General features: G+C 62.5%; 23 protein-coding genes and 1 tRNA gene. 12 read left to right on the top strand and 12 right to left on the bottom strand.

The window, feature by feature from the left end:
- The first annotated feature begins 1 nt into the window (after position 1).
- A complete protein-coding gene (locus C444_RS06215; RefSeq protein WP_004591651.1) occupies positions 2-1,147 on the top strand; it encodes an NAD(P)/FAD-dependent oxidoreductase in 1,146 nt (381 codons plus the stop codon).
- 124 nt (positions 1,148-1,271) lie between these two features.
- On the opposite strand, the gene C444_RS06220 is transcribed toward C444_RS06215, so the two are convergent.
- The 3 genes from C444_RS06220 to C444_RS06230 all read right to left on the bottom strand — a co-directional run bounded on the left by C444_RS06220 (position 1,272) and on the right by C444_RS06230 (position 4,007).
- Positions 1,272-1,748: a hypothetical protein gene (locus C444_RS06220; RefSeq protein ID WP_152420772.1), complete on the bottom strand. Its 477-nt coding sequence runs from the start codon at positions 1,746-1,748 to the stop codon at positions 1,272-1,274.
- Positions 1,749-2,130: 382 nt separating this feature from the next.
- Complete coding sequence (locus C444_RS06225) at positions 2,131-3,105, bottom strand: chemotaxis protein CheW (RefSeq protein ID WP_004591653.1); 975 nt, start codon at positions 3,103-3,105, stop codon at positions 2,131-2,133.
- The gene (locus tag C444_RS06230) at positions 3,102-4,007 is read right to left on the bottom strand and encodes a ParA family protein (RefSeq protein WP_004591654.1); all 906 of its coding nucleotides are present in this window, start codon (positions 4,005-4,007) and stop codon (positions 3,102-3,104) included. The genes C444_RS06225 and C444_RS06230 overlap by 4 nt, the downstream gene beginning before the upstream one ends.
- Before the next feature lie 170 nt (positions 4,008-4,177).
- Here C444_RS06230 and C444_RS06235 point away from each other — a divergent pair, with 170 nt between their 5' ends.
- Together C444_RS06235 and C444_RS06240 are read left to right on the top strand one after the other, a co-directional pair.
- The gene (locus C444_RS06235; RefSeq protein ID WP_004591655.1) at positions 4,178-4,663 is read left to right on the top strand and encodes a FlaD/FlaE family flagellar protein; all 486 of its coding nucleotides are present in this window, start codon (positions 4,178-4,180) and stop codon (positions 4,661-4,663) included.
- Between the two features lie 140 nt (positions 4,664-4,803).
- Positions 4,804-5,898, top strand: a complete 1,095-nt coding sequence (locus tag C444_RS06240; RefSeq protein ID WP_004591656.1) for a rod shape-determining protein — start codon at positions 4,804-4,806, stop codon at positions 5,896-5,898.
- Here C444_RS06240 and C444_RS06245 read toward each other — a convergent pair.
- Positions 5,895-6,080: a hypothetical protein gene (locus C444_RS06245; RefSeq protein WP_049909187.1), complete on the bottom strand. Its 186-nt coding sequence runs from the start codon at positions 6,078-6,080 to the stop codon at positions 5,895-5,897. The two genes, C444_RS06240 and C444_RS06245, sit on opposite strands and share 4 nt — an antisense overlap.
- 238 nt (positions 6,081-6,318) lie before the next feature.
- On the opposite strand from C444_RS06245, the gene C444_RS06250 reads away from it, so the two are divergent.
- The 3 genes from C444_RS06250 (at position 6,319) to C444_RS06255 (ending at position 10,484) form a co-directional block, all read left to right on the top strand.
- Complete coding sequence (locus C444_RS06250) at positions 6,319-7,788, top strand: hypothetical protein (protein WP_004591658.1); 1,470 nt, start codon at positions 6,319-6,321, stop codon at positions 7,786-7,788.
- A gap of 216 nt (positions 7,789-8,004) precedes the next feature.
- Entirely contained in the window at positions 8,005-8,139 is a 135-nt protein-coding gene (locus C444_RS22920) for a hypothetical protein (RefSeq protein ID WP_023843340.1), read from the top strand.
- 233 nt (positions 8,140-8,372) lie between these two features.
- Positions 8,373-10,484, top strand: coding sequence for a GH32 C-terminal domain-containing protein (locus tag C444_RS06255; protein ID WP_004591659.1), 2,112 nt, complete (start codon positions 8,373-8,375; stop codon positions 10,482-10,484).
- A 48-nt stretch (positions 10,485-10,532) separates the two neighbouring features.
- Here C444_RS06255 and C444_RS06260 read toward each other — a convergent pair whose 3' ends face one another.
- Both C444_RS06260 and C444_RS06265 read right to left on the bottom strand, forming a co-directional pair.
- Entirely contained in the window at positions 10,533-11,867 is a 1,335-nt protein-coding gene (locus C444_RS06260) for a glycoside hydrolase family 68 protein (RefSeq protein WP_004591660.1), read from the bottom strand.
- 145 nt (positions 11,868-12,012) lie between these two features.
- Positions 12,013-12,294 (bottom strand): hypothetical protein, encoded by a 282-nt coding sequence (locus tag C444_RS06265; RefSeq protein WP_004591661.1) that lies wholly within the window; start codon positions 12,292-12,294, stop codon positions 12,013-12,015.
- Positions 12,295-12,391: 97 nt separating this feature from the next.
- Between C444_RS06265 and C444_RS06270 the strand changes: the two genes are divergently transcribed.
- Positions 12,392-13,438 carry a phytoene/squalene synthase family protein gene (locus C444_RS06270; protein WP_004591662.1) on the top strand — a complete coding sequence of 349 codons (1,047 nt, stop codon included), beginning with the start codon at positions 12,392-12,394 and terminating at the stop codon, positions 13,436-13,438.
- An 82-nt stretch (positions 13,439-13,520) separates the two neighbouring features.
- On the opposite strand, the gene C444_RS06275 is transcribed toward C444_RS06270, so the two are convergent.
- Positions 13,521-13,979: a DUF6653 family protein gene (locus C444_RS06275; protein ID WP_049909191.1), complete on the bottom strand. Its 459-nt coding sequence runs from the start codon at positions 13,977-13,979 to the stop codon at positions 13,521-13,523.
- Positions 13,980-14,099: 120 nt separating this feature from the next.
- Here C444_RS06275 and C444_RS06280 point away from each other — a divergent pair, with 120 nt between their 5' ends.
- The 4 genes from C444_RS06280 to C444_RS06295 all read left to right on the top strand — a co-directional run bounded on the left by C444_RS06280 (position 14,100) and on the right by C444_RS06295 (position 16,919).
- On the top strand, positions 14,100-15,341 hold the full coding sequence (locus tag C444_RS06280; RefSeq protein ID WP_004591664.1) for a hypothetical protein: 1,242 nt from the start codon (positions 14,100-14,102) through the stop codon (positions 15,339-15,341).
- Between the two features lie 75 nt (positions 15,342-15,416).
- Positions 15,417-15,794, top strand: a complete 378-nt coding sequence (locus C444_RS06285; protein ID WP_004591665.1) for a hypothetical protein — start codon at positions 15,417-15,419, stop codon at positions 15,792-15,794.
- 54 nt (positions 15,795-15,848) lie between these two features.
- Positions 15,849-16,196 carry a TRAM domain-containing protein gene (locus C444_RS06290; RefSeq protein WP_004591666.1) on the top strand — a complete coding sequence of 116 codons (348 nt, stop codon included), beginning with the start codon at positions 15,849-15,851 and terminating at the stop codon, positions 16,194-16,196.
- 108 nt (positions 16,197-16,304) lie between these two features.
- Positions 16,305-16,919 (top strand): TetR/AcrR family transcriptional regulator, encoded by a 615-nt coding sequence (locus tag C444_RS06295; RefSeq protein ID WP_004591667.1) that lies wholly within the window; start codon positions 16,305-16,307, stop codon positions 16,917-16,919.
- A 21-nt stretch (positions 16,920-16,940) separates the two neighbouring features.
- On the opposite strand, the gene C444_RS06300 is transcribed toward C444_RS06295, so the two are convergent.
- The 5 genes from C444_RS06300 to C444_RS06320 form a co-directional block, all read right to left on the bottom strand.
- Entirely contained in the window at positions 16,941-17,354 is a 414-nt protein-coding gene (locus tag C444_RS06300; protein ID WP_004591668.1) for a DoxX family membrane protein, read from the bottom strand.
- Between the two features lie 91 nt (positions 17,355-17,445).
- Complete coding sequence (locus C444_RS06305; RefSeq protein WP_004591669.1) at positions 17,446-18,006, bottom strand: NAD(P)/FAD-dependent oxidoreductase; 561 nt, start codon at positions 18,004-18,006, stop codon at positions 17,446-17,448.
- A 96-nt stretch (positions 18,007-18,102) separates the two neighbouring features.
- Entirely contained in the window at positions 18,103-18,852 is a 750-nt protein-coding gene (locus C444_RS06310; RefSeq protein ID WP_004591670.1) for a pirin family protein, read from the bottom strand.
- A 211-nt stretch (positions 18,853-19,063) separates the two neighbouring features.
- A tRNA-Val gene (locus C444_RS06315) sits at positions 19,064-19,138 on the bottom strand.
- A gap of 48 nt (positions 19,139-19,186) precedes the next feature.
- Positions 19,187-19,456 carry a DUF7553 family protein gene (locus C444_RS06320; protein ID WP_004591671.1) on the bottom strand — a complete coding sequence of 90 codons (270 nt, stop codon included), beginning with the start codon at positions 19,454-19,456 and terminating at the stop codon, positions 19,187-19,189.
- 148 nt (positions 19,457-19,604) lie between these two features.
- Here C444_RS06320 and C444_RS06325 point away from each other — a divergent pair, with 148 nt between their 5' ends.
- Positions 19,605-20,552: an MBL fold metallo-hydrolase gene (locus C444_RS06325; RefSeq protein WP_004591672.1), complete on the top strand. Its 948-nt coding sequence runs from the start codon at positions 19,605-19,607 to the stop codon at positions 20,550-20,552.
- Positions 20,553-20,575: the final 23 nt, after the last annotated feature.

Below are 20,575 nucleotides of genomic sequence, written 5' to 3' on the forward strand. Positions count from 1 at the left end.
AATGCGCGTCGCCGTTCTCGGAGCCGGGTACGCCGGGCTCACGCTCGCCAGAAAGATTCAACAGACACTTCCCGATAGCGTCTCGCTGGTCATCGTCGACGAACAGACGGAACACCTCGTCCAGCACGAACTCCACCGGGTCGTCCGGCGGCCGTCACTGGCCGACGAGATCACCGTCGACCTCAATGAGGTACTCGACTGTGAGATTCGACGGGCAACAGTCACGGACGTCAACCCCGACGCGGGGACGGCGACCCTGGACGGGTCGGAAACCCTGTCCTACGACGTGGGCGCGGTGTGTCTTGGCGCGCAGACGGCGTTCTACGATCTCTCGGGGGTGCGCGAGCATGCAACGCCATTGAAGCGCCTCGACGACGCTCACGAGATCCGCGAGCGGTTCCTCGAACTCGGTGACGGCGACCGCGTGGTCGTCGGCGGTGCTGGCCTGTCCGGTGTGCAGGTGGCCGGCGAACTGGCCGAGATGCGCGAGGACAGTGATATCGAGGTCCTCCTGCTTGAACAGGAAGACACTGTGGCACCGTCGTTCCCGGCGTCGTTCCAGTCGGCGGTCCACGACGCGCTGGTCGACGCCGGCGTGACAGTCAGGACCGGAACCGGGGTGGCCGAAGCCGATGCCGACGCCATTACGCTTGAGGACGGCTCGGACCTGGCGATGGACCAGTTCGTCTGGACCGGCGGTATCGAGGGGTCGCCGGCGCTCGACGCCGAACGACCTGTCGTCCGGGCGGACCTCCGACTCGGCGAGTCGACGTTCGCCGTCGGCGACGCCGCTCGGGTCGTCGACAGCGACGGCGAGGCCGTGCCGGCGAGCGCGGCGGCGGCCATCCGTGAGGCCCGCGTGGCCGCGGACAACATCGGGACACTCGTCGAGCGGTCACAGGGTAGCTCCGGCGAGTTCCAGCCCCGACTGACCCAGTATCAGTTCAATGTACCAGGGTGGCTCGTCTCGGTCGGCGACGACGCCGTGGCGAAGGTCGGCCCCTCCGTTCTCACCGGGCGGGCCGCGCTGGCGCTCAAGACGACTGTCGGCGCGGGCTATCTGGGAACGGTGGGTGCCGTCCAGAACGCGGTCGATCTCGTCAGCGAGGAGTTGGACCTCGACACGGACGAGACGGAACGCGAGTAGAAATACCGGAAACACGAAGTTGGTGAAACTCGCAACCGATGAGCGGTTTTCGCGGCCGTGCTGTATAGCGGGCGTGAGTCGATTACGGATGGACTAGAATAATCGTGGTACAAACAGAATCACGCTACAACTCTGCGAGGGCGGCTACGTATGCACTACCGGTCCCGACAGTAACGACGACGCTGAGAAAGACCATCCACTGGGCCAGCACAGACCGCCTTGTGGCTGTTCCGGTCCACGCCGACGAGTATCGATGGACCCCGTAGGCGAACAGCGTGCTCGCCAAGACGAACACCGCCGGCAGGAGCGCGAGTGACAGAGTCGGCTCGCCACGGCCCGGGAACAGCCCCAGCCTTATGAGCGGGCCAAGAAGCGCGACAAATGTTAACCCGTACAAAATACCGAACACGAACGACAGGAGTAGGTATCGGGGTCTAAGGACCACTCGCCAAGACGGGGTCCCGTCGTCCGGGCGGCCACCGGAAGCCTGGACGAGAAAGCGGCGGACATCCGGGAGCACGGACAACACCGGAACGGACAGTACGCCCCCGGCCAGTCCGATACCGCCAGTTATCGCCACCATCACCCCAAGCTGTAGCATGAAAAACAAAAGAAGCTGCAAAATCAACGTAAGGAGGGTTACCAGAGAATCAAGTATTTGCATAGATATGTAATTCCACTATAACGTAATAAAGCACTGCGTGATGGTTGTCGGGGGTTTGGGGGCCTCACCGATTGTGGTCGTTCGATCAGACTGTGACAATTAACACAGTACTGGTAGCAACTATTTTACGCTCTATTCAGCAGGATGGATGAAACAATCTCTGAAAACGAACATCAATAGATTTCCCCATTCGTTCTGGTAAATCACAGCGGAAAGTGAAACGCCATCATCCGTTGCCGAATATTCTGCCTGTATGCAGCACGGCATTTGTATCAGTTACTAAGGATTTCAACTGAGCCGGAAAACAGACAACGGCGCGTCAGTCGTCGCCGTCTTCGGTCGCGTTCCCGAGCACGTCGTCAGGTTCGATCCAGATGACGAACTCGTCCTCGTCGTCACGGTCGACGACGCCGTTGATGTACTCGCCGTCGACCGGGGCGGTGTTCACTTCGGATTCGGCGACGGGAACGACCTGCCGGACCTCGTCGACGATCCAGCCCATCGCGCCCTGTTCCTCGAACACGTCCGCGTCGAAGACGACGATGAGGTTCTGCGTGCCCTCGCTGTCGATGTCCATCATCGCCTTGGGGTTGAGAATCGTCGTAATCTGCCCCCTGAGGTCGACGACGCCCTCGACGTAGTCGTCGGTGTTGGGCACGCGGGTGACCGTCTCGCGTTTGACGATTTCCTCGACGTAGTCGATGTCGAGGCAGTAGTACTCGTCGCCGAGTGCGAATTCGAGCACCCGGACCAGTTCTTCTGTCTGGGTCGTGTCGTCGTCGATAGCCGCGGCGCGAGCGCCACCCTCAGTCGTAGCGGTGTTGTCCGACGCCATCGCCTCCTCGATGAGTTCTTGGTCCGGCAACTCGACGCCGGTCGGCCCCTGCATCGGGCTGGCCGACGCCGAAAGGTCGTCCGTCGGCTGGTCAGCAACGCCAGTGTCGGTGTCGTCGGCTGCTACCTGTGCGGAGGCCTCGGCCGCTCGCTGTGCGGCAGCCATCGCGTCCGTATCGCTCTGATCGGTCGCTACGCTGTCGGAGTCAGTATCGCTACCGCCGTCATTGTCGGCCTGTTCATCGGCAGCAGCCGCGCCATCGCTGGTGGCGGCGGCTGAGCCCGTGGCGGCTGCCTCGGTTGCCGTCTCCTCGTTTTCGCCCTCGTCGTCGGGCTGCTCACCGGACCCGTCCGCGGAGGCGTTGTCTGTCTCCTCGGTATCCTCGGTAGTTTCCGCCTTGTTCCCCTCGCGCATCTGCCGGATGCGCTCCGCCCTGTCCATACGTTCGTCGTCACTCATGCTGGTACCTCTGTGTCGGTAAAGCCGAACTGCTCGTCGAGTTCCGCGGCGATATCCTCGAAGACAGCCGCCATGTCACACGATTCCTCGGTTGCGAAGATAGACTGGCCAGCGCTGAACGCGCGCTGGAGCGCGACCCGCTTGCGGACCTCCCAGACGGGACTGTCCGGGAACGCCATATTGAACCATTCGAGCATCGTCTCGTCCTCGGACGTGGTCTCGACGCGGTTGGCGACGACGCCGAGCGTATTGATCGACGCGTCGGTCTGGCGCTCCATTGCGGCCATCTGGTCCATCAGCAGTTCGATGGCCCGCTCGGAGGTCGCCTCAGTCAGTGCGGGAATGAGGACGTTCTGTGCGGCGTACATACCGGTGTCAGTCAGCTTCCCGTAGAACGGCGGACAGTCGATGATAACGTAGTCGTACTCGGTATCGAGCGTCGACAGCGCCCGGTCGAGCGTGTCGAGTGCGTGTGACCCCGTAACCATCTCCGGCGTGATGTTGATCGCGAACGAGGCCAGCGCGGCCTGATCGATATTCCCACCCTGGGTGTTGACCCGGGCGATAAGGTCGGCGATGGTCAGTTCGTGTTCGGCTTGGAGCATATCGATGCTGGAGGGGATCACGTCCATCTCCTCACCCTCGCAAATAAGTTCTCCCAGTGCCGATGGGTCGCCGGTCAGTGCGTCGAACAGCGTCGGCGGGTCGGCGTCGTACGCCTCGACGAGGCCGACGCCTTCCGTAGCGTTGCCCTGGGGGTCGAGGTCGATAAAGAGGACGTCCCGTCCGCGGTCGTTCAGTGCACCGGCTACGTTGATAGCAACTGTCGTCTTTCCGGTCCCACCTTTCGCGTTGGTCACACAGAAGCGGGCTGGACCGGTTTCTGATTGCCGGTTCATCATCCAAGTATCCACAGGTCGACTCCGAGTCACTATAAAAATGTGGTCCCGATTATCAACGTCGCAACTGGGGGACGGAACGCGGATGAAACAAAAACGCCCGCGAGCGTGTGCATGACGGCCGTCTGACGGTGTGCAAGATTTATGATTGTGTAGATTGAAGGGTCAGTATCATGACCATCAACCCGCGCGACTACGACCTCGACGAGCTGCGGAAGATGGCTCGTCAGCGGGGCAACGGGATGGGCGACGAGGACGTCCCAGATCCGACGGACCTCGACATGGGGCTGGACGACTCCGAGGAAGAAGTGCTCGCGGGGAGTTCCTTTCGCTCCGGACTGTACCGCGAACTGCTGCCGTTCCTCGGTGGTGACGCCCAGGAGAAACCCTATCTCGAAACACTGCCCGAGACCTACGCCGCGGAGTTCGTTGTCTTCGAGTGGCTTGAGTTCCTACTGATGCACTCCGGGTATCAGGGGGCCGACGAAGCGCTCGATTACTACCGCTCCATCGACTGGATCACCGAGGATGTACAGGACGACCTTTCGGACTATCTGCTTGGCATCGACGAGTCGGCGACCAACGACGACAACGAGCTGAGCGTCGACGACCACATGCTGAGTCTCGTCTACGTCGCGAAGCTCACTGCGATGACGTAACCTTCGTTCTCAGCACCAATTCTGTCCATCGAATCCCAGACATTGAGGGGGATGCAGTATCAGTCACCCGAGGGGACAGCTATCAGTCCTGAATACTAGGGAGAGGATATATATCGGGCGGTCGACAAGGACGACCGTATATGAGTGACGAGGATGCGGACGACAGCACCGGGTCCGAATCGGACGCCGGTGTGTCGTCGGACGGCGCTGCCGCTGTTCCGGTCGGGGTCAAGCTCGGGAGCACCCGGACTGTCATTGCCCTGCCGGGTGAACACGGCACAGAGAACCGTATTATAAAGACACTGACGTGCATGGCGACGTACGAGGATGCCCTGACCGGCGAGGAGAAGGTCCTCTACGGCGAGGAAGCGGCCCGCGAGTATCCGGACCGCGTCGAGTACATGCTTCGTTCGGGGCTCCCCGAGGACGCCGACCGGGCCGAGATGACCAAGACGTTCTTCGAGGCGATCATCGAGGAACACGACATTCCGGCAAACAGCGGCGTCGTGTACGCCATCCCGACCATCGACAATCCGACCGGGCTTGAGAACCTGCAGAACGTCATCGAGAACTCCTCTATCGGGCTGGAACTCGTCGAGAGCTATCCGGAGTCGCTGTGTGGCTCCATTCCGGCCTTCGGCGACGACCTCGAAGCCATCGACGAGATATTCGTCGCAGTCAACATGGGGTCGACGAACCTCGAAGCCTCCGCATACCGACGGGGCGAGCAGCTCTCTCCGTTCACGACGGGTGCGGTAACTGGGAACGAAGTCGACCGGATGATCGCCAACTACGTCGAAGAAGAAACGCAGGGCCGTGTCAACATCGATAATCAGACTGCCCGCGAATACAAGGAAGAACACGCCGACTTCGTCGACTTCGAGCCGTTCACGGACATCATCCAGCAGCCCGGCGGGGGCTCACACGAGTTCACCATCGAGCGCTCAGTGATGGACGCGGTCAACGAGTACCTCGACGACGCCGTCGACGAGCTGGCGAACACGTTCCTGCCGGAGCTGGCGAACGACTACATGAAGGTGTACCAGCTAGCACTGGATCGGCCGATCGCCATCACTGGCGGCATGGCTTGTATCCCCGGCATCGTCGACGAGTTCGAGGAACGACTCAGTGCGGAGCTGAACCGCGACATCGATGTCATCGCTGCCGACGAACCGGACATCGCCCCGACCATCGGCGCACAGCGGATCGCAGCACGTCTCGTCGAGACCAACTAGGGATTCCGCCAGCAGTTCAGCCACCGTTCGATTCTGGGCTCGGACTGTGCCATTTTGTGGACGTGATCGGTCGAAAGCAGTTCGAATACGTCGGTATCAATTCCGAGGCGGGTCACGTCGGTCGGGAGAGCACCACCCTGTCGCTTCCGAGACGACCCCCCTCCGAGACGGGTCCGTGGCATATCCACGGCTACAGGAGCCTGATACCTAAAGCCAAGTCAGACACCCGTCTGCCGGCTGACGGACGGCACGACGAGATGCGTGGGATATCGACGGCCGTGGTCCTGACGGGGACGCGACGGTGCAATTCACTTGCGTATCGTATTAATTTACTGACTCGGTATCAGAATACATAAGTCAAACTCAAGACTTCAGGCGTATTCTGACCCGATAATGGGAAAAATTATCAAATTAAATAATTTGGAGACAGATCCACCCGATGTTCTCACCAGTACCGGTTCGGGCGGTCTCTTCTCGACCGGCTATCTTCGCGACGAGCCGGCGCTGGCAGCCGTCGAGGACGACGAAACCCCACAGTTTGCTCTCACCAGCCGCAAGCACGGCATCGAAATCGGTACGTCGGAGTCCGGCAAGACGGTGCGACCAGGAAGTAACTACCGTATGATCGGGATCGTGACTGACAAGCGGTTCCTGTTGCTGGTGGGTGACGACGACGGCGACACGCGGTTCGCCATCCCACATGTCGATATCGACCGGATTTCGGGCGACCATTCGCTGGGACACGGCCAGATCACGTTCCGGCGGTGCGGCGGGACGGAGTGGCAGGTCCACTGTGGCAAGCAGGGAATCGTCGACCTGACCGCGTATCTCTCACACGCGTCTCAGGCGTGGGTCCGTGTCGAGAATATCCTGGACGAGGTCAAGCGGATGCTCGTGACGGCGACCGAACAGCATGACCGAGAGGACCACGAGCAGGCACTGGAGACAGTGCTGGAATCCGGGGACCGCCTCGATGCGGCCGGCGGGACGGCCACCGAGTTCGGGTCGCCCGGAGATGTGAACGCGCTGGCAGGGCGTGTTACGACGGTGCGGGAGCGCTACATTGCGACGCTCACGGAAGTCCGTCGCAGCCGCGCCCGCAGAGCAGTCGACACCGGTGAGCAACACTGGCGGAGCAACGACTTCGAGATGGCGTACGACGCCTACGAGGCGGCGCGAGCGGAGTACGACGAGATCTTTTCGCTCCCGACGGCGGACATCCCCGAACTCGCCGACATCCGTACCGAGCGAGACCGGCTCGATACTGTTATCGAGGATCTCAAACAGTCGCCGCTGCGCACTGCGGTCGCGGCCGACAACGAGGCTGTCGCGGCGGAGGACCCCGCTGTCGCCGCCGACCACTGGGCCAAGGCGCTCGAAGCCTATCGAGACGTCCTCGAACTCGACTGGGGTGCGGACGAGCGGCGGTTCGCCGGCGACCCCGAAAAGGTCCGGGACCGGCTGGGGACCGTTGCGGAGAACCTCGTCGCCGCGCGGCGGACGGTCGCGACGGACGCGATGGAGGCAGGGGACTGGTACGCCGACGCCAGCCAGCCCGACGCCGCGCTAGAGAAGTACGAGACGGCACAGACGGCGTTCGAAGCTGCGCTGGCGGACGCCAGAGACTGTTATCCGGACGCCACCGACCATCTGGAAACAGAACTGGATGCCGTTGAACAGCGGCTCTCGCGGACGAAGGCCAGACTCAATGGCGACCCTGTCGACGTGGACGACCGTTTCGACGAGACTGGAATAACGCCGGATCTGGACATCACAACTGCCGACGAACGCTCGCCGTCACCGACTGACACGACCGACCTCTCGGATATCGAGACCGGTATCGACGGCACTGATCCGAAAATCGACCCGACGGGACACGGCGGGTCGTAGCCCTCCCAGCCGTCCGTTTTCGGTTGTTCGTCCACTGTCTATGACCGTCCGCGCTTTGGAGAAACTGTGTAGCGGTGGCACTCTCGTCTGAGAAGGGGTTCTGAGCGGAACCATGCGATGAGATAGCATAATTCAGCCGTGTCAGGCTGTCTCCCGCCCGAACCGACTATGGTCAGGAGAAAATTTATATCCTTTAGTGAGATATATACAATTATAATGGATTGCACCAACTGTGGCACGCGGATGTCATACAACGACCAGACGACAAAACTCACCGAGTTCGTCTGTCCCAGTTGTCACGAAACCGTCATCGACTGGAAGGCCGAGGCCCGCAACGCCCGCGTTCACTGACCGGTCACGCCCACCTTTTCATCGATAGTTCGCTGTCAGCCACTGCTCTGGCTATTGATATCGGCCTCGTTGTCTCTCCACATCGTTGTAACTGGGGTGAGCTACGCTGTAGACAGCCACTCATTGCCGGGCGCTTTGCTGCCCACAGCAACGCTGCAATCCACAAGAGTGTGCATATTCGTTCAGAAACGATTGCCGAATATTTTTATATTTCAGGAGGAGATAACGGGGCAATGAGAAATTCGCCACGCATCGGCTGTCTTTATGCCGACGTCTGCACGGACGAGCAGGCGGCGGCGTACGACTGGTGTCAGGAGACAGTCGACGATGCCGAGCGATGCACACTCTCCTCGGTCGAGCCGACCGAGTACGATGTCCTCTGGTGGCACCGGGACGAACTGTTCGACGAGCGAACCCTTGCCGACGCGCCGGCCATGGCCGCATACGTCCGTGACGGCGGCTCGCTGCTGCTGACGCTGAGTGCGCTCTCGGCCGTTGAACCGCTCGGGTTCGAGGAGGTCGCACCCGACGCCACCGGCTGGGAAGAGATCCCCGAGCCGACTGGCCACCTCTGGCAGGCGCTGTACGAGGACCACCCGATCCACGCGGACTACGACACCCTTCGCGTTCACACCCGCGGTGCCGGTGTCACGATTCCCTACGCGAGATACGAGTCCATCGCACCACAGTCGGGAGACGTGCTCGCGAGCACGGTCCGGGGCGACACCGACGTAGTCAAGCAGATGTCGATTCTCTCCTGGGAGCCCGGTGATGGGCAGGTACTCGGCATCGGGTCCTCGGTGGCGTTCGCCCAACCGACCCACGACGTGTGTCGGGGCAACCGCGAGACGCTCATCGAGAACACGCTGGAATTTCTGGCGTCGGACAAACGGCACCCGCTGACCGGCCGCCCGAAGGATGTCGACACGTTCAAGCGGTTACGCGAGCGGCTCGGTGACGACCCGTGTCGTCCGTCCTATCACGTCACCCCACCCGCGAACTGGCTCAACGACCCGAACGGCCTCATCCACTGGAACGGTCGCTATCACCTGTTTTACCAGTACAACCCGGCCGGCCCGTTCCACAACACGATCCACTGGGGCCACGCGGTCAGCGACGACCTCGTCCACTGGGAGGACCGTCCGGTCGCGCTCACGCCCTCGCCCGACGGTCCGGACCGGGACGGCTGCTGGTCGGGCTGTGCGGTCGACGACGATGGTATCCCGACGGTGCTGTACACGGGCGGTCGCGACAAGCGCCAGCTCCCCTGTATCGCCACCGCCGCGGACGACGACCTCACAGCCTGGGACAAGGATCCTGATAACCCCATCATCGAGGAGCTGCCGGCCGAACCGGAGGTGCTCCGGACCGAGGACTGGGAGGGGGAGTTCCGGGACCACTGCGTCTGGCGCGAGAACGAAACCTGGTACCAGCTCATCGGGGCCGGGATCGAGGGCGGCGGCGGGGCGGCGCTGCTGTACGAGTCCACAGATCTCCGGAACTGGGAGTATCAGGGTCCGATCCTCACCGGCGACCGCGACACCGCCGGGACCGTCTGGGAGTGCCCGGAACTGCTCGATTTCGGGGACCGCCAGCTCCTCCACATCTCGAATTACGAGGACGTGGTGTACTTCCTCGGGACCTACGACGACGGCGAGTTCGAGGTCGACCGACGTGACAAACTCGACCACGGTGACTTCTACGCCCCGCAGTCGATGTGGACCGACGACGGCCGTATTCTGACTTGGGGGTGGCTCCCCGAGGCCCGCGACGTGAGCGGGCAGTGGGACGCCGGCTGGTCCGGTGCGATGTCACTTCCCCGGGAGCTGTCGCTGGCCGACGACGGCGGCCTGTGTCAGCGGCCGGCCCCCGAACTCACCGAGCTACGGGGCGACAACACCAGTTACGACGTGGTTCGCCTTGATGCGGGCGACACCGAACGGTTGCCGGTCGAGAGCCGGTCGTTCGAGCTCCGCGCTACCGTTCGCCTGGAGGACGCCGAAGCCGTCGAGCTGTCCGTCCTCGAATCGCCGGACGGCGAGGAACGGACACCCATCCGATACACCTACGAGAGCGAAGTCGCTGTCGACCGGTCGGCCTCAAGCACCGACCCGCAGGCGACCGGCGATACCCAGTCGATGCGGGTCCAGCCGTACGACGCGCCGCTGTCGCTGTGCGTCTTCGTCGACGGCTCCGTCGTCGAGGTGTTCGCCAACGAACGCCACTGCCTGACCAGCCGCGTCTACCCGACCCGCGAGGACGCGACCGGCATCTCGCTGTCGGCTGAGGGCGGTCGCGCGACTATCGCGTCGCTGGATGTCTGGGAACTGGTCCGGATCTGGTGAGCTGTTCCTCCAGCTACACAGTACTGGAAAAAGCCGCTTCGGCGGCTGTTACTGCGATTCAGCCTCGCTCTGTGTGTGGTAGCTGCCTGACTCGGCGTCGCGTTTCCCGCGCCGAATCAGTTCCCGGTCCGTCGGCGGCAGTTCCTCGCCGTCTAGCGGGATGTGCCAGTGCCCGAGCGTCCCGATGATGCGCGTCCGGCTGCCTTCAACATTGAGCCGGAGCGTTGGGCCCAGCGACCCGCCGAACCGGCGCATCTGCTCGGACTCTGGCATGTGGGCGATCTCGTCCAGCGTGTCGCCGTCGAAGTCGTAGTAGTTGAAGAAGCTCTGGACCAGCACCTCGTCGCCGTGGGGAAACGCCATCCACGAGTAGGACTGGAACGGCGCGTTCTCGGGGTTTGTAGCAACGAGGCCGGACTCGTTCAGCGGGACGTACTCGCCCTGGAGGTCCTCGGCGACGAGGCCGTACAGCGCGTCGAACCCCTCCAGGCCCGGCGCGAACGTGTGGAGGTGACTGGAGATAAACAGGTAGTACAGGCCGTCTCGGTACACGATGTGGGGCCGTTCGAGTTCCTGATTGACGCCCACGGCGTCCAGCAGCGGGTCTTCGAGGTCCCACGCCAGCGGGTCGCCCGTCGGCGAGCGAGCGACGCCCACGCTCCCGTTGAACTCTTGTAGCGCGGCGTCGCCACCGCAGGCGTCGCTGCCCTCCGGAACCGGCGTGTTCGCCTCGAACAGGAGCCAGGTCTCGCCCGTCGCGGGGTCCTCGAAGAACCACGGGTCGCGGAAGGTGTATATCATCCCGCGGGACTGGTCCTCCCGCTCGTAGCGGTCTCCGTCGGGCTGGAGCAGTTCGTGGTGGGTCCAGGGCCCCGAGAGGTCGAACCCATCGGTTGTGTCGATGCTGCCCCCGCCTGCGCCGACGATCCGCTGTGCGTAGGTCAGGTCGTCGGCCCCTTCCTCGCCGGCCGCGGTATAGAAGAGATAGACACTGCCGTCATCGTCGTGCAGTGCGGACCCGGCCCACTGGCGCTGGCCCAGCGCGTCCTCGAACACCGGACCGGCGTTGTTCCAGTTGCGGCCGTCGTCGGAGTAGAAGCAGCGGATGGTCGCCACGTCGTGGCGCTTACCGGGCAGCAGATCCGACGGGGCGGTCAGCGAGAAACAGACTCGGTAGCCGTCGACTGTCGCCAACGTGCCGTCGCGGTTGCGGAGGAACCAGGTGTCCCAGATGTGAACCTCCGGGATCTGATCGGTTTCCGGCGGGTAGACGATGGGGGCAACGGTGTCGTCGGTCCGCTTGATCCGGCTCGCTTGCTCGCGTGTCCACCCGGCGTGTCCCTTCGTTCCGGGACGACTCTCGCCGAGCGCCTCGTTTGTCATATCTCACGTTGGGCCGACTACGGGTATAAATGTTGCCGGCTGGGTACTACGGGTGTTGTATGAAAGATATACAATACGTATGTTCTTGCAACAGGGCTGGCCGAGAAAACTGATAGCTGGTCGTCAAGGGAGGCCGAGCAGCGTGTTACTCGCCGGAGTCCTCGCTGTGGCTGATGCCCTTGGGACCGGTGATATCGAGCGGCCGGACCCACTCGTACCAGATGAAGACGACGCCGAGGCCGTACCCCAGCGCCCAGGTAGCGCTCCCGATCCAGGGGTAGCCGAGCGTACTGAACCCCCAGTTCGCCAGGCCCGGGATGATGATCGCTGCGACGACCGTCAGCGCCAGTACTACTGCGTCCTGGCTGTTCACGGCCGCGTCCTCCCTGTCGCTCGCGCGTTCATACTCCTTCTTCGACGCGGACACTCCTGAGTCTGTCGAAACACCGAACCGGGACCGGCCAGGAACTGACGCCGTAGCCGTCCCATTTTTATCATCGTATGCCCTACCCCGGATGTCGGGAATGTCTCAGAACCACACAGACCGGTCGTCTTCGGAAGACATCGAGTGGTGCTACGATGCCGTCCATCGTGTGTCGCGGACGTTTAGTCTCACGATCTCGGAACTCAACGAACCGATGGCCCGGGACATCTGTCTGGGCTACCTTCTCTGTCGTGTGGCTGATACGATTGAGGACGCCGGTCATCTCCCTCCAGCGGTGCAGACCGAACTCCTGCAGACGTACAGTCGCTCGCTCGAACCGTCGAGTGGGACAACTGTGTCGTCGTTCCACGATGCTGTCGAGGAGTGGATCCCCACGACGACGAACGCCGACTGGGAAGTCGTCGAGAATGCGGGCCGTATCGTCGACGTGTTTCACACGCTCGACGACCACTCCACACAGAGCATCCGCGGGCCGGTCCGGGAACTCGTCGACGGGATGGCGATGTTCGTCGACCGCTACGCCGACGCGGGCGGACTGCGAATCAAGACGCTCGATGAACTCGAAGAGTACTGCTGGTACGCTGCCGGGACAGTCGGTACGCTGGTGACCGGGCTGGTCTCCCACGAAGCCACCGACGAGCAGATCGCTCAGATGGAGGAAAACGCCCGGTCGTTCGCCCTGCTGCTCCAACTCGTCAACGTCGCCAAGGACGCCGCGACGGACATGGAGGAGGAAAACAACGTCTACCTTCCGCTTGAACTGCTCCACGAACAGGGACTCGACCATAGCGACGTGAGCGACACCGACAACGTCGACTCGCTGGTCCCCGTCATCGAGCAGGTCACCGAGCGGGCGGAGGGGTACCTCGACGACGCGCAGGCGTGGCTCGAAGCCATGCCCGAAACCCGCGGCAACACCCTCTCAGCGTGGGCCATTCCGTTCCTGCTCGCGGTCGGGACGATCCGTGAACTCCGCGAACGACCCGCCGACGTCATCGAACAGGGCAATGTCAAGATCTCCCGCGAGGAAGTTCACTCCGTGACACAGCAGTTCGGCGGCGACGGCGACCCCTCTATCGGGGAACTACGGGCCAAAATCCGCCAACAGCCGCTTCATCAGTACTGACGACCAGCAGAGACATTCCTCTTTTTCGGTCGCATCCGTTGGACCGGCCTTCGTTGTACGCGCACACAGACAGCACCTCGCCTTACCTGTGACTGCTGGTCCCTTCCTCACGCGCGTCGTACTTCTGAACGATTTCGCGGAGCCACCAGAGCTTCAACCCGCCCATCACAATGGTTGCGATTGCTGCGCTGACCGGTCGACGACGCCAGGCAGCGTACAGGGCGACGACCGATGCCAGCGCGCCGCCGGTGTTACAGACGTTTGGGTACCCGAGGCCCATGGTCCCGTTGGCCTCTTCCGTGAGCCACCACCGCTCTGCCAGGACAGCACGGGTCATCCAGGCGTCCTCAGTCTCGGGCGGGACGAACAGGACTGGATTGACCAGCGTCCACAGGCAGGCCGCGGTCAAGAGTCGCCAGTCCCGTTGGTACACAGCGTACACGATGACAGCGCCGGTCGGCACACGCGACCAACCGCTCTTCGGATTCGCATGGCGGGCCCAGAACCAGTCCCACGCGCTGTCTGGTAGCGGTGTTGTCATGTCCGCCTATCGCTCGCCCCAGCCGATAACACTGCCGCCGGATGGTGTGTGGCATAACAGCGACCCGATCCGATTGTCCGGGGACAGAACACTCATGTCTGCCCTGTGTGAACGCCGTCTATGGCCACAGCGGCGTCGGGACTCTCCGAGCCACAGGTACTCGCCCGGACGAAAGACCGGCTGTTTTCGGACCGCGAGGACGCCTACGTCGTCGCGGACACGCAGTTCGCACAGCGGCGCTGGCTGGACGAGACGCCCATCGAGGCGTCCGTACAGGCGACGCTCGCGCCGTTCAACCACGTCCGTGTCGGAACAGGCTATCCCGATCTCGTCGGCGTGCAGGCGCTCTCGACGGACCTGCTGTCTGTCGACCGGCTCGGTGACCGGCCGCCATTGATCGCTGTCGAGGCGAAGGGGTACACGGGCAACGGTGGCGTCGATGCCGAGCGCGGCGTCGTCCAGGCCCATGACCGGCTGAACGAGGCCAACGTGGCTTTCCTGACCGCGCCCCTGAGTGGTATCTCCACCGCCGCCCGGACGATGGCCCGCGAGCTAAACGTCGGCGTACTGGGCGTCGAATCCGACGGCTCAGTCGCGGTTCTGGAACGGCCACGGGTAGTTGGCCACGGGTCGATGGACGCCGCATCGGCCATCCGGTTTCAGGCCAGCGCCCAGGGCGTCGCTGACCAGAATTTCGGGCTCAATCACCCGAAGAACTACATCGCAGTGCCGTTAGCTGTCCACCACGACGGCGACGCACGGGACCTGCTTGCGTCCCACGTCGTCGGAGCCGTCGACGGAGCTCTTGCCGGCGCTACGTTCCTGAACCTGATTGACACTGGGCAGGGATCGCTCACGCTGACGCCGCTGGGCCGGGAAGTCGTCCGGTTCGCGCTTCGGACGGTCGGCGACGTTGGCACTGCCCTCCGGCGGTTCGAGGACTGGCAGCGCTCTCGCAGGCGATTTATCGACATCGCACCACAGTGGGGTCAGCTCGTCCGTCGCGTCGTCTCCGACTACCCGGCCACGGAACTGCTCGTTGACGGGCTCTACGCCTGCCACCGGGATGGATTCGAATCCCCGTCGCTCGTTGAGTTCGTCGAATACCTCCACGCGCTACACCCCGAGTTCACGGTCGAACTGTTCCTGCGTGGCGACGAGGCGGTTCGCCAGCGGGTACTGACCGGTGAGGGGGAGCTCCGTCACTCGGAACTCACCGACGGCAGCGTCTACCACTCCCCGACCGTGTTCCAGCTAAAGGCGATCTACTACCACGCCGGTATCGTGACTGAACGGGGCGCAGAACCCTCGAACCTCGACCCCGAGACCGACGAGTGGGCGCTGTGTGACCCGCTTGCGTAGCGGCGAGCGTCCAGCCGCTCCAGTAGCTCTACCGACACATAACCCTGAAACGTGGGTAGCCCCTACAGTGATACAATGTCCCAAACCCTGGAGCTCCCCAACGGTGATGTCGTCTCACCGGACGACGTGTTTTGCTACAACGACTATCCGTACCGGCTCGTCTGGCTCGACGGCGACACCCACGAGTTCGCGCTCTCCCCACTGTACTGGGGCGACAGCGGCATGGACATCCCGTTCCACGACCGTGAGGCGCTGGTCGACCAGTGGGAGGTCGATTCACAGGGCCGAATGACGGCTGAGGAGTGGTCGGACTGGCTCGACGACGCGATGGAGGACCACCGCTACAGCGACGACGAGGTCGCGTCGCTCGCGGCAGAACTACCGACGGAGTGGGACGCCGACGGCGGGGACTCGGACTCCGGCGGCAGCATTCGGGACCGCCTCGGACTGTAAGCGCTGTCGCCCGAGTCTGAAAGGTATTAATCCGTTCGTCCTGCAACCCCTTTCATGGAACCACTCTGGCTCGTCGCTGGCGGGGCCGCTCTCGCCGTGGGCCTCACACTGGCGTTTGCGATTACCCGCCGCTCCGGAAGCAGTGCATCGAAGCGCGCTCATGAAGCCGCACAGGAGCGAGAACCGCCAGTCGAAATCGGTGAGACCTACGAGTTCGGCATCACCGAATTCAGCGACCACCACTCCGGAGACCGCGTCGCCGTCGGGAAAGTGGAGGGGTTCGTCCTGTTCACCGAGGACGTGCCGTCGTCGGTGTCGGCCGGTGACGTGATCCGGGCGAAGGTGCTGTCGTTCAACCGGGATCACACCTCCGCCGACGCTCGGTTCGTCGAACGCGCGTGAGCGAAGGGAACAGGTAGGCGTTTCGGCGAGGCGCGTTCCAGTCGACGCCGACTAGCTCGTCCCGACGGAGGGAGAAACGGATATGTGCCTACCACAATAAATTAGCCCATGAGCGAATCGGACGGGCAGAACACGCCACAGGACACCCGCGAGGTCATTATGGAGGCCACCTTTCGGGCGCTGAGCAAGCACGGCTACAAGGACTTGCGGGTCCGGGACATCGGCGATGAGATGGATATGTCCCGGCAAGTGATCCACTATCATTTCGACGGCAAGTACGACCTGATCTCTTCGTTTTTGGAGTACGTCATCGATCAGTACGAGGGCAGCGTCGAAGTTGACGACGAAACCGACCCCCGCACAGAACTCGATGTCCGGATCGACCGGTGCCTGTTCGGCCCGGAGTTCGACGGCTTCTCGCACTGGGACCGGATGAAGGTGTACCACGAACTGTACGCCTATGCACAAAACGACGACGACCACAGGGCGCTGTTCAACGAGCACTACGACCGCCTTCGAGAGAGCATCGCCAGGGTCATTGAGGACGGGATCGAACAGGGCGCGTTTCGCGACGTCGACGCCGAACTGATGGGCCAGCTCATCACGGACGTGATTCACGCGGCCCGCGGCCGGCGGATCGCCCTCGGCCACGAGGACGCACCCGACGAAGCCAAGCGCGCTATCAACGAGTTCATCCTCGACTCGCTGTACCCGCCGCAGTAGACGGGGACGGAAAAGACAGCGTTAGACGGGACTGATACCGACGCTGAGCGCCCACGTTCCGGTTGCGGACGCCGCGACGACGAGCGCCCCGCCGGCGAGGGTCACGTTCTTCAGGAAGCTGTTCAGCTCGTCCTGCCGGTCCTCGTCCGGGACGGCCCAGAAGTCGTGCATCGCAACCGCTGAGACGATCAGGAACGCCGCGAGAGCGACCGCCGCGACGACCGGGAAGACGCCCACGGTCACGCCGAGCCCGCCGAGAATGAGGAGGGCACCGGACGCGAGGACGGAGAATTTCGGTGCCGGGAGGCCCTTGTACTCGGCGTAGCCGGCCATCTGTTCGGTCTGCGTGAAGTGGCTCAGTCCGGTGTACGCGAGCACGCCACCGAAGAGGACGCGGCCGACGACGAGCAACACGACATTGAGTTCGGGTGCCATCAGTTGCTCACCACCGGGAGCGCGCGAACGTTTCCAACAGTCCAGTTCGAGAGAGTAGCGGAGTTCATTGTAGGAGAGTCTGACTGCATCGTTAGAGTTCCGGTACGTCTGACGGCATATCGAAGTCGTGGTAGTACTCGCCTTTCTCCTTCGAGAGAATGTCGAGGACGGCGGCCGCGCCATCACCGGCGGCGATGACCGCTTGCCACTTCTCCGCTCGACCCATCGCCCCGGTCGCGTACACGTTCTCGACGGACGTTTCCATGTCGACAGTCACGTCGACGACATCCTCATCGGTAAATGCACAGCCGAGGTCCTCGGCGAGGCTTCGGTCGCCACCAGTCGCAAGGACGACGTATTCCGCGGTGTACTCGTCCTCGTCCGTTGTGAGGACGAATCCGTCGTCGGTCTGTTCGATGGCCGTGACTGCTGTCTCGTACAGCGTCGCGCCGCGGTCACGGGCCTGCCCCCGAGCGATTGTGAGGAACTCTTCGCCGCTAATGGAGCGCACTGCGGGGTAGTTGAACAGGTGCGCCTTGTGCATCCACGATTCGTCCGTATCGAAGGTGATTGTTTCGAGGTCGTTCTTCGCAGCATATTGTGCCGCACTCAGGCCGGCGGGGCCGCCGCCGACAACTGCTACATCTGCCATGCCTCACAGTACGGACCGCCCACAGAAGAGTTTTACCATCTGGTAAAATATAGTCGAAGCCGCACGTCTGGCCCTGAGATAGCCCGCACCGCCTACCTACAGGACGTACGGGCCGCGCTGTCGGATCGGCTCGCCGTGCGGGCGGCCCGAGACGGCGACGACACGAAGCGACTCATCGCTTTGGAGCGTCACCGACCGCGAGTCAGTTGCTGGCAGGAAATCACCGTCAGTGAACGACTGTCCTGCGACCGTTCCGCTACCGGAGACACCATAGAGAAATCCGGACCACTCCGCCGGGACCGACCATGTCCACGCGTCGGCCACAGATACATCCAGATACTCCATCGGCGTGTGGAGGCTGATCGGCGAACCCTCGCCGATAACCGTCGTGATCGTCGCGCCACCCTGTTCCGCTGTCGGCAGCGCGTCGGCCGTTGCATCGCCGTAGTCCGGCTCGGTGTCCTTCTTGGCCTGCGGCAGATTCACCCAGAGCTGTAGTCCCGTACAGGCCTGCCCGTCGGCGGGGAATTCGGAGTGACGTATCCCGCTACCGGTCGTGATACGCATCGCATCGTTCTCATATGCGGTGTTTGCGACACCGAGCGAGTCCTCGTGTTCCATTCCACCCTCGATCATGTACGAGACGATCTCGAACCCGCGGTGGGGGTGCATCGGGAACCCCTTGTCGGGGTCGATGTAGAACTGCTCGAACAGAACAAACGGGTCCAGATTGTCCGGATAGCTCTCCGTCGGAAACGCACGGGTCGAATTCACGCCCGTCCCATGCCGGACTCTCTCTCCGGATAGCGGCCCGTCAGTCGACGCCTGCGATTCGCTCTCGGTCATACTTACCGTTGTTTACCGAACGGTAAAAGTTGTCGGGACTGAAGCACAACCAACCGCTATCTGTACACCTGTGGCGCTAAGACAACGGTCACAGCTTCGTGATGCGCTAACTGTGGCTGCTTCTGGATAGGGTTACGGTGTAGCAACTCATCGTTACGAGAGCGGTTCCAGAAACACATACGGTTTCCTTCAAAAGTGTGCAGTGCGCGGATGGGTTGGGGCGGATTCGAACCGCCGACTTCCTCCGTGTGAAGGAGGTATCATAACCGAACTAGATCACCAACCCGATGCACTCCGTTCTATTCGAGCGCATCCCTTAAGAATTGCTTTCCGACTACGCTTCTTGCTCTTCCTTACTGCGGTACTCACTGATCCTTTCGCGAGCGTCAGCGATCGCTTCCTCGGCTTCGCCCTCTGCTTTTCCCTGCAGTTCCTTCAGGTCGGCCTTGACAGCCTCCAGTCGGCTAGGTTCTGGCTCTACTTCCTTCCCGGTGAGTTCCCGGAACCGGTCCTCGACTGGCTCGAGTTCCTCTTTGACGCCCTTGGTGGCGGTTTTGCCGGCGCGCTTCAGGTAGTACCGTGCGTCTTCGAAGTGTTTGTTCATATCTGTCCCTACGCGAAGGACGAATATATCTCTTGTGCCCGGAAAACCATGAGGAACCACAGCTAACCGAGGGACAGCGAGCGGCCACGATGGTAAACGTGCCCTGCGGGTACGAACTGTTTTGCGCCACCACCTGCAACGGGGAGATATGTTCACACGGGTGTCGATTCCGACGCCGTTTCAGGTCGGGCCAGTCAATGCATACATCGCGCGACGGACTATCGTCGATCCGGGACCCGACAGCGAGGAAGCGTGGTCGCGGCTGGTCGAAGCGCTTGAAGCACGCGAGCTGTCTCCGGATGACATCGAGCAGGTGCTGGTCACACACCCGCACCCGGACCATTTCGGCATGGCGAACCGGTTCGCCGAGCGGGGGGCTCGTATCCTGGCCAGCGAACCGGGAGCAGAAATCATGCGCGATTTCGCGGCACAGCTACACACCGAGCAGTCCTATTTTGCGGATTTCTTCGAGCGCTGTGGCGTCTCACGCGAGACTGCTGAAACGGTCACACAGCTACCGGAAGCCTTCCTGCCCTACGCCCAGAGCGTCGACACCGACCGCGCGCTGGCGGCCGGTGATACCGTCACCGTCGACGACACAGAACTCACGGTCGACACCGTCCAGGGACATTCTGCGGGCGAAATCATCTTCTCATATGAGTTTCAGGGCCGCCGTGAAGCGGTCGTCGGCGACAACGTGCTCGGCGATATCACGCCCAATCCGTTCCTCCAGATACCCGACGAGAGCGGGACGCGCCCGAAGGTGTTACCCGCATTTAACGACTCGCTGCGATGGCTCCGCGAGCAGGGTCACGACCGATTTCTCACTGGCCACCGCGAGCCCGTCGAATCACCGCAGGAACGCATCGACGACATACTCGTGGAACACGACCAGCGCACCGCGGAGGTCGCCGACATCGTCTCCGGCGGAACGACAACACCCAGTGACGTGATGACGGCGTTGTTCGGCGATCTGCCTGCCACGGAATACTTTGCCGGGATGAGCGAGGCTGTCGGCCACCTGGATGTACTCGAAGTCACTGACCGAGTCGAGAAGCGCGAGAGCGGCGGCGTGTTCGTCTACGAGTCGGCGTAACCTCGCTACTGTGAGACAGAAAA

Source organism: Haloarcula japonica DSM 6131 (assembly GCF_000336635.1).
Classification (GTDB): domain Archaea; phylum Halobacteriota; class Halobacteria; order Halobacteriales; family Haloarculaceae; genus Haloarcula; species Haloarcula japonica.

Coding starts and splice junctions, on each gene's coding strand:
- C444_RS06305 (WP_004591669.1), bottom strand. CDS start 18,006: ATGGCAGATGTAGCAGTTGTCGGCGGCGGCCCCGCCGGCCTGAGTGCG.
- C444_RS06255 (WP_004591659.1), top strand. CDS start 8,373: ATGAGAAATTCGCCACGCATCGGCTGTCTTTATGCCGACGTCTGCACG.
- C444_RS06260 (WP_004591660.1), bottom strand. CDS start 11,867: ATGACAAACGAGGCGCTCGGCGAGAGTCGTCCCGGAACGAAGGGACAC.
- C444_RS06325 (WP_004591672.1), top strand. CDS start 19,605: ATGTTCACACGGGTGTCGATTCCGACGCCGTTTCAGGTCGGGCCAGTC.
- C444_RS06275 (WP_049909191.1), bottom strand. CDS start 13,979: ATGACAACACCGCTACCAGACAGCGCGTGGGACTGGTTCTGGGCCCGC.
- C444_RS06220 (WP_152420772.1), bottom strand. CDS start 1,748: ATGCTACAGCTTGGGGTGATGGTGGCGATAACTGGCGGTATCGGACTG.
- C444_RS06230 (WP_004591654.1), bottom strand. CDS start 4,007: ATGATGAACCGGCAATCAGAAACCGGTCCAGCCCGCTTCTGTGTGACC.
- C444_RS06280 (WP_004591664.1), top strand. CDS start 14,100: ATGGCCACAGCGGCGTCGGGACTCTCCGAGCCACAGGTACTCGCCCGG.
- C444_RS06320 (WP_004591671.1), bottom strand. CDS start 19,456: ATGAACAAACACTTCGAAGACGCACGGTACTACCTGAAGCGCGCCGGC.
- C444_RS06235 (WP_004591655.1), top strand. CDS start 4,178: ATGACCATCAACCCGCGCGACTACGACCTCGACGAGCTGCGGAAGATG.
- C444_RS06240 (WP_004591656.1), top strand. CDS start 4,804: ATGAGTGACGAGGATGCGGACGACAGCACCGGGTCCGAATCGGACGCC.
- C444_RS06295 (WP_004591667.1), top strand. CDS start 16,305: ATGAGCGAATCGGACGGGCAGAACACGCCACAGGACACCCGCGAGGTC.
- C444_RS06310 (WP_004591670.1), bottom strand. CDS start 18,852: ATGACCGAGAGCGAATCGCAGGCGTCGACTGACGGGCCGCTATCCGGA.
- C444_RS06300 (WP_004591668.1), bottom strand. CDS start 17,354: ATGGCACCCGAACTCAATGTCGTGTTGCTCGTCGTCGGCCGCGTCCTC.
- C444_RS06215 (WP_004591651.1), top strand. CDS start 2: ATGCGCGTCGCCGTTCTCGGAGCCGGGTACGCCGGGCTCACGCTCGCC.
- C444_RS22920 (WP_023843340.1), top strand. CDS start 8,005: ATGGATTGCACCAACTGTGGCACGCGGATGTCATACAACGACCAGACG.
- C444_RS06225 (WP_004591653.1), bottom strand. CDS start 3,105: ATGAGTGACGACGAACGTATGGACAGGGCGGAGCGCATCCGGCAGATG.
- C444_RS06290 (WP_004591666.1), top strand. CDS start 15,849: ATGGAACCACTCTGGCTCGTCGCTGGCGGGGCCGCTCTCGCCGTGGGC.
- C444_RS06270 (WP_004591662.1), top strand. CDS start 12,392: ATGTCTCAGAACCACACAGACCGGTCGTCTTCGGAAGACATCGAGTGG.
- C444_RS06245 (WP_049909187.1), bottom strand. CDS start 6,080: ATGCCACGGACCCGTCTCGGAGGGGGGTCGTCTCGGAAGCGACAGGGT.
- C444_RS06285 (WP_004591665.1), top strand. CDS start 15,417: ATGTCCCAAACCCTGGAGCTCCCCAACGGTGATGTCGTCTCACCGGAC.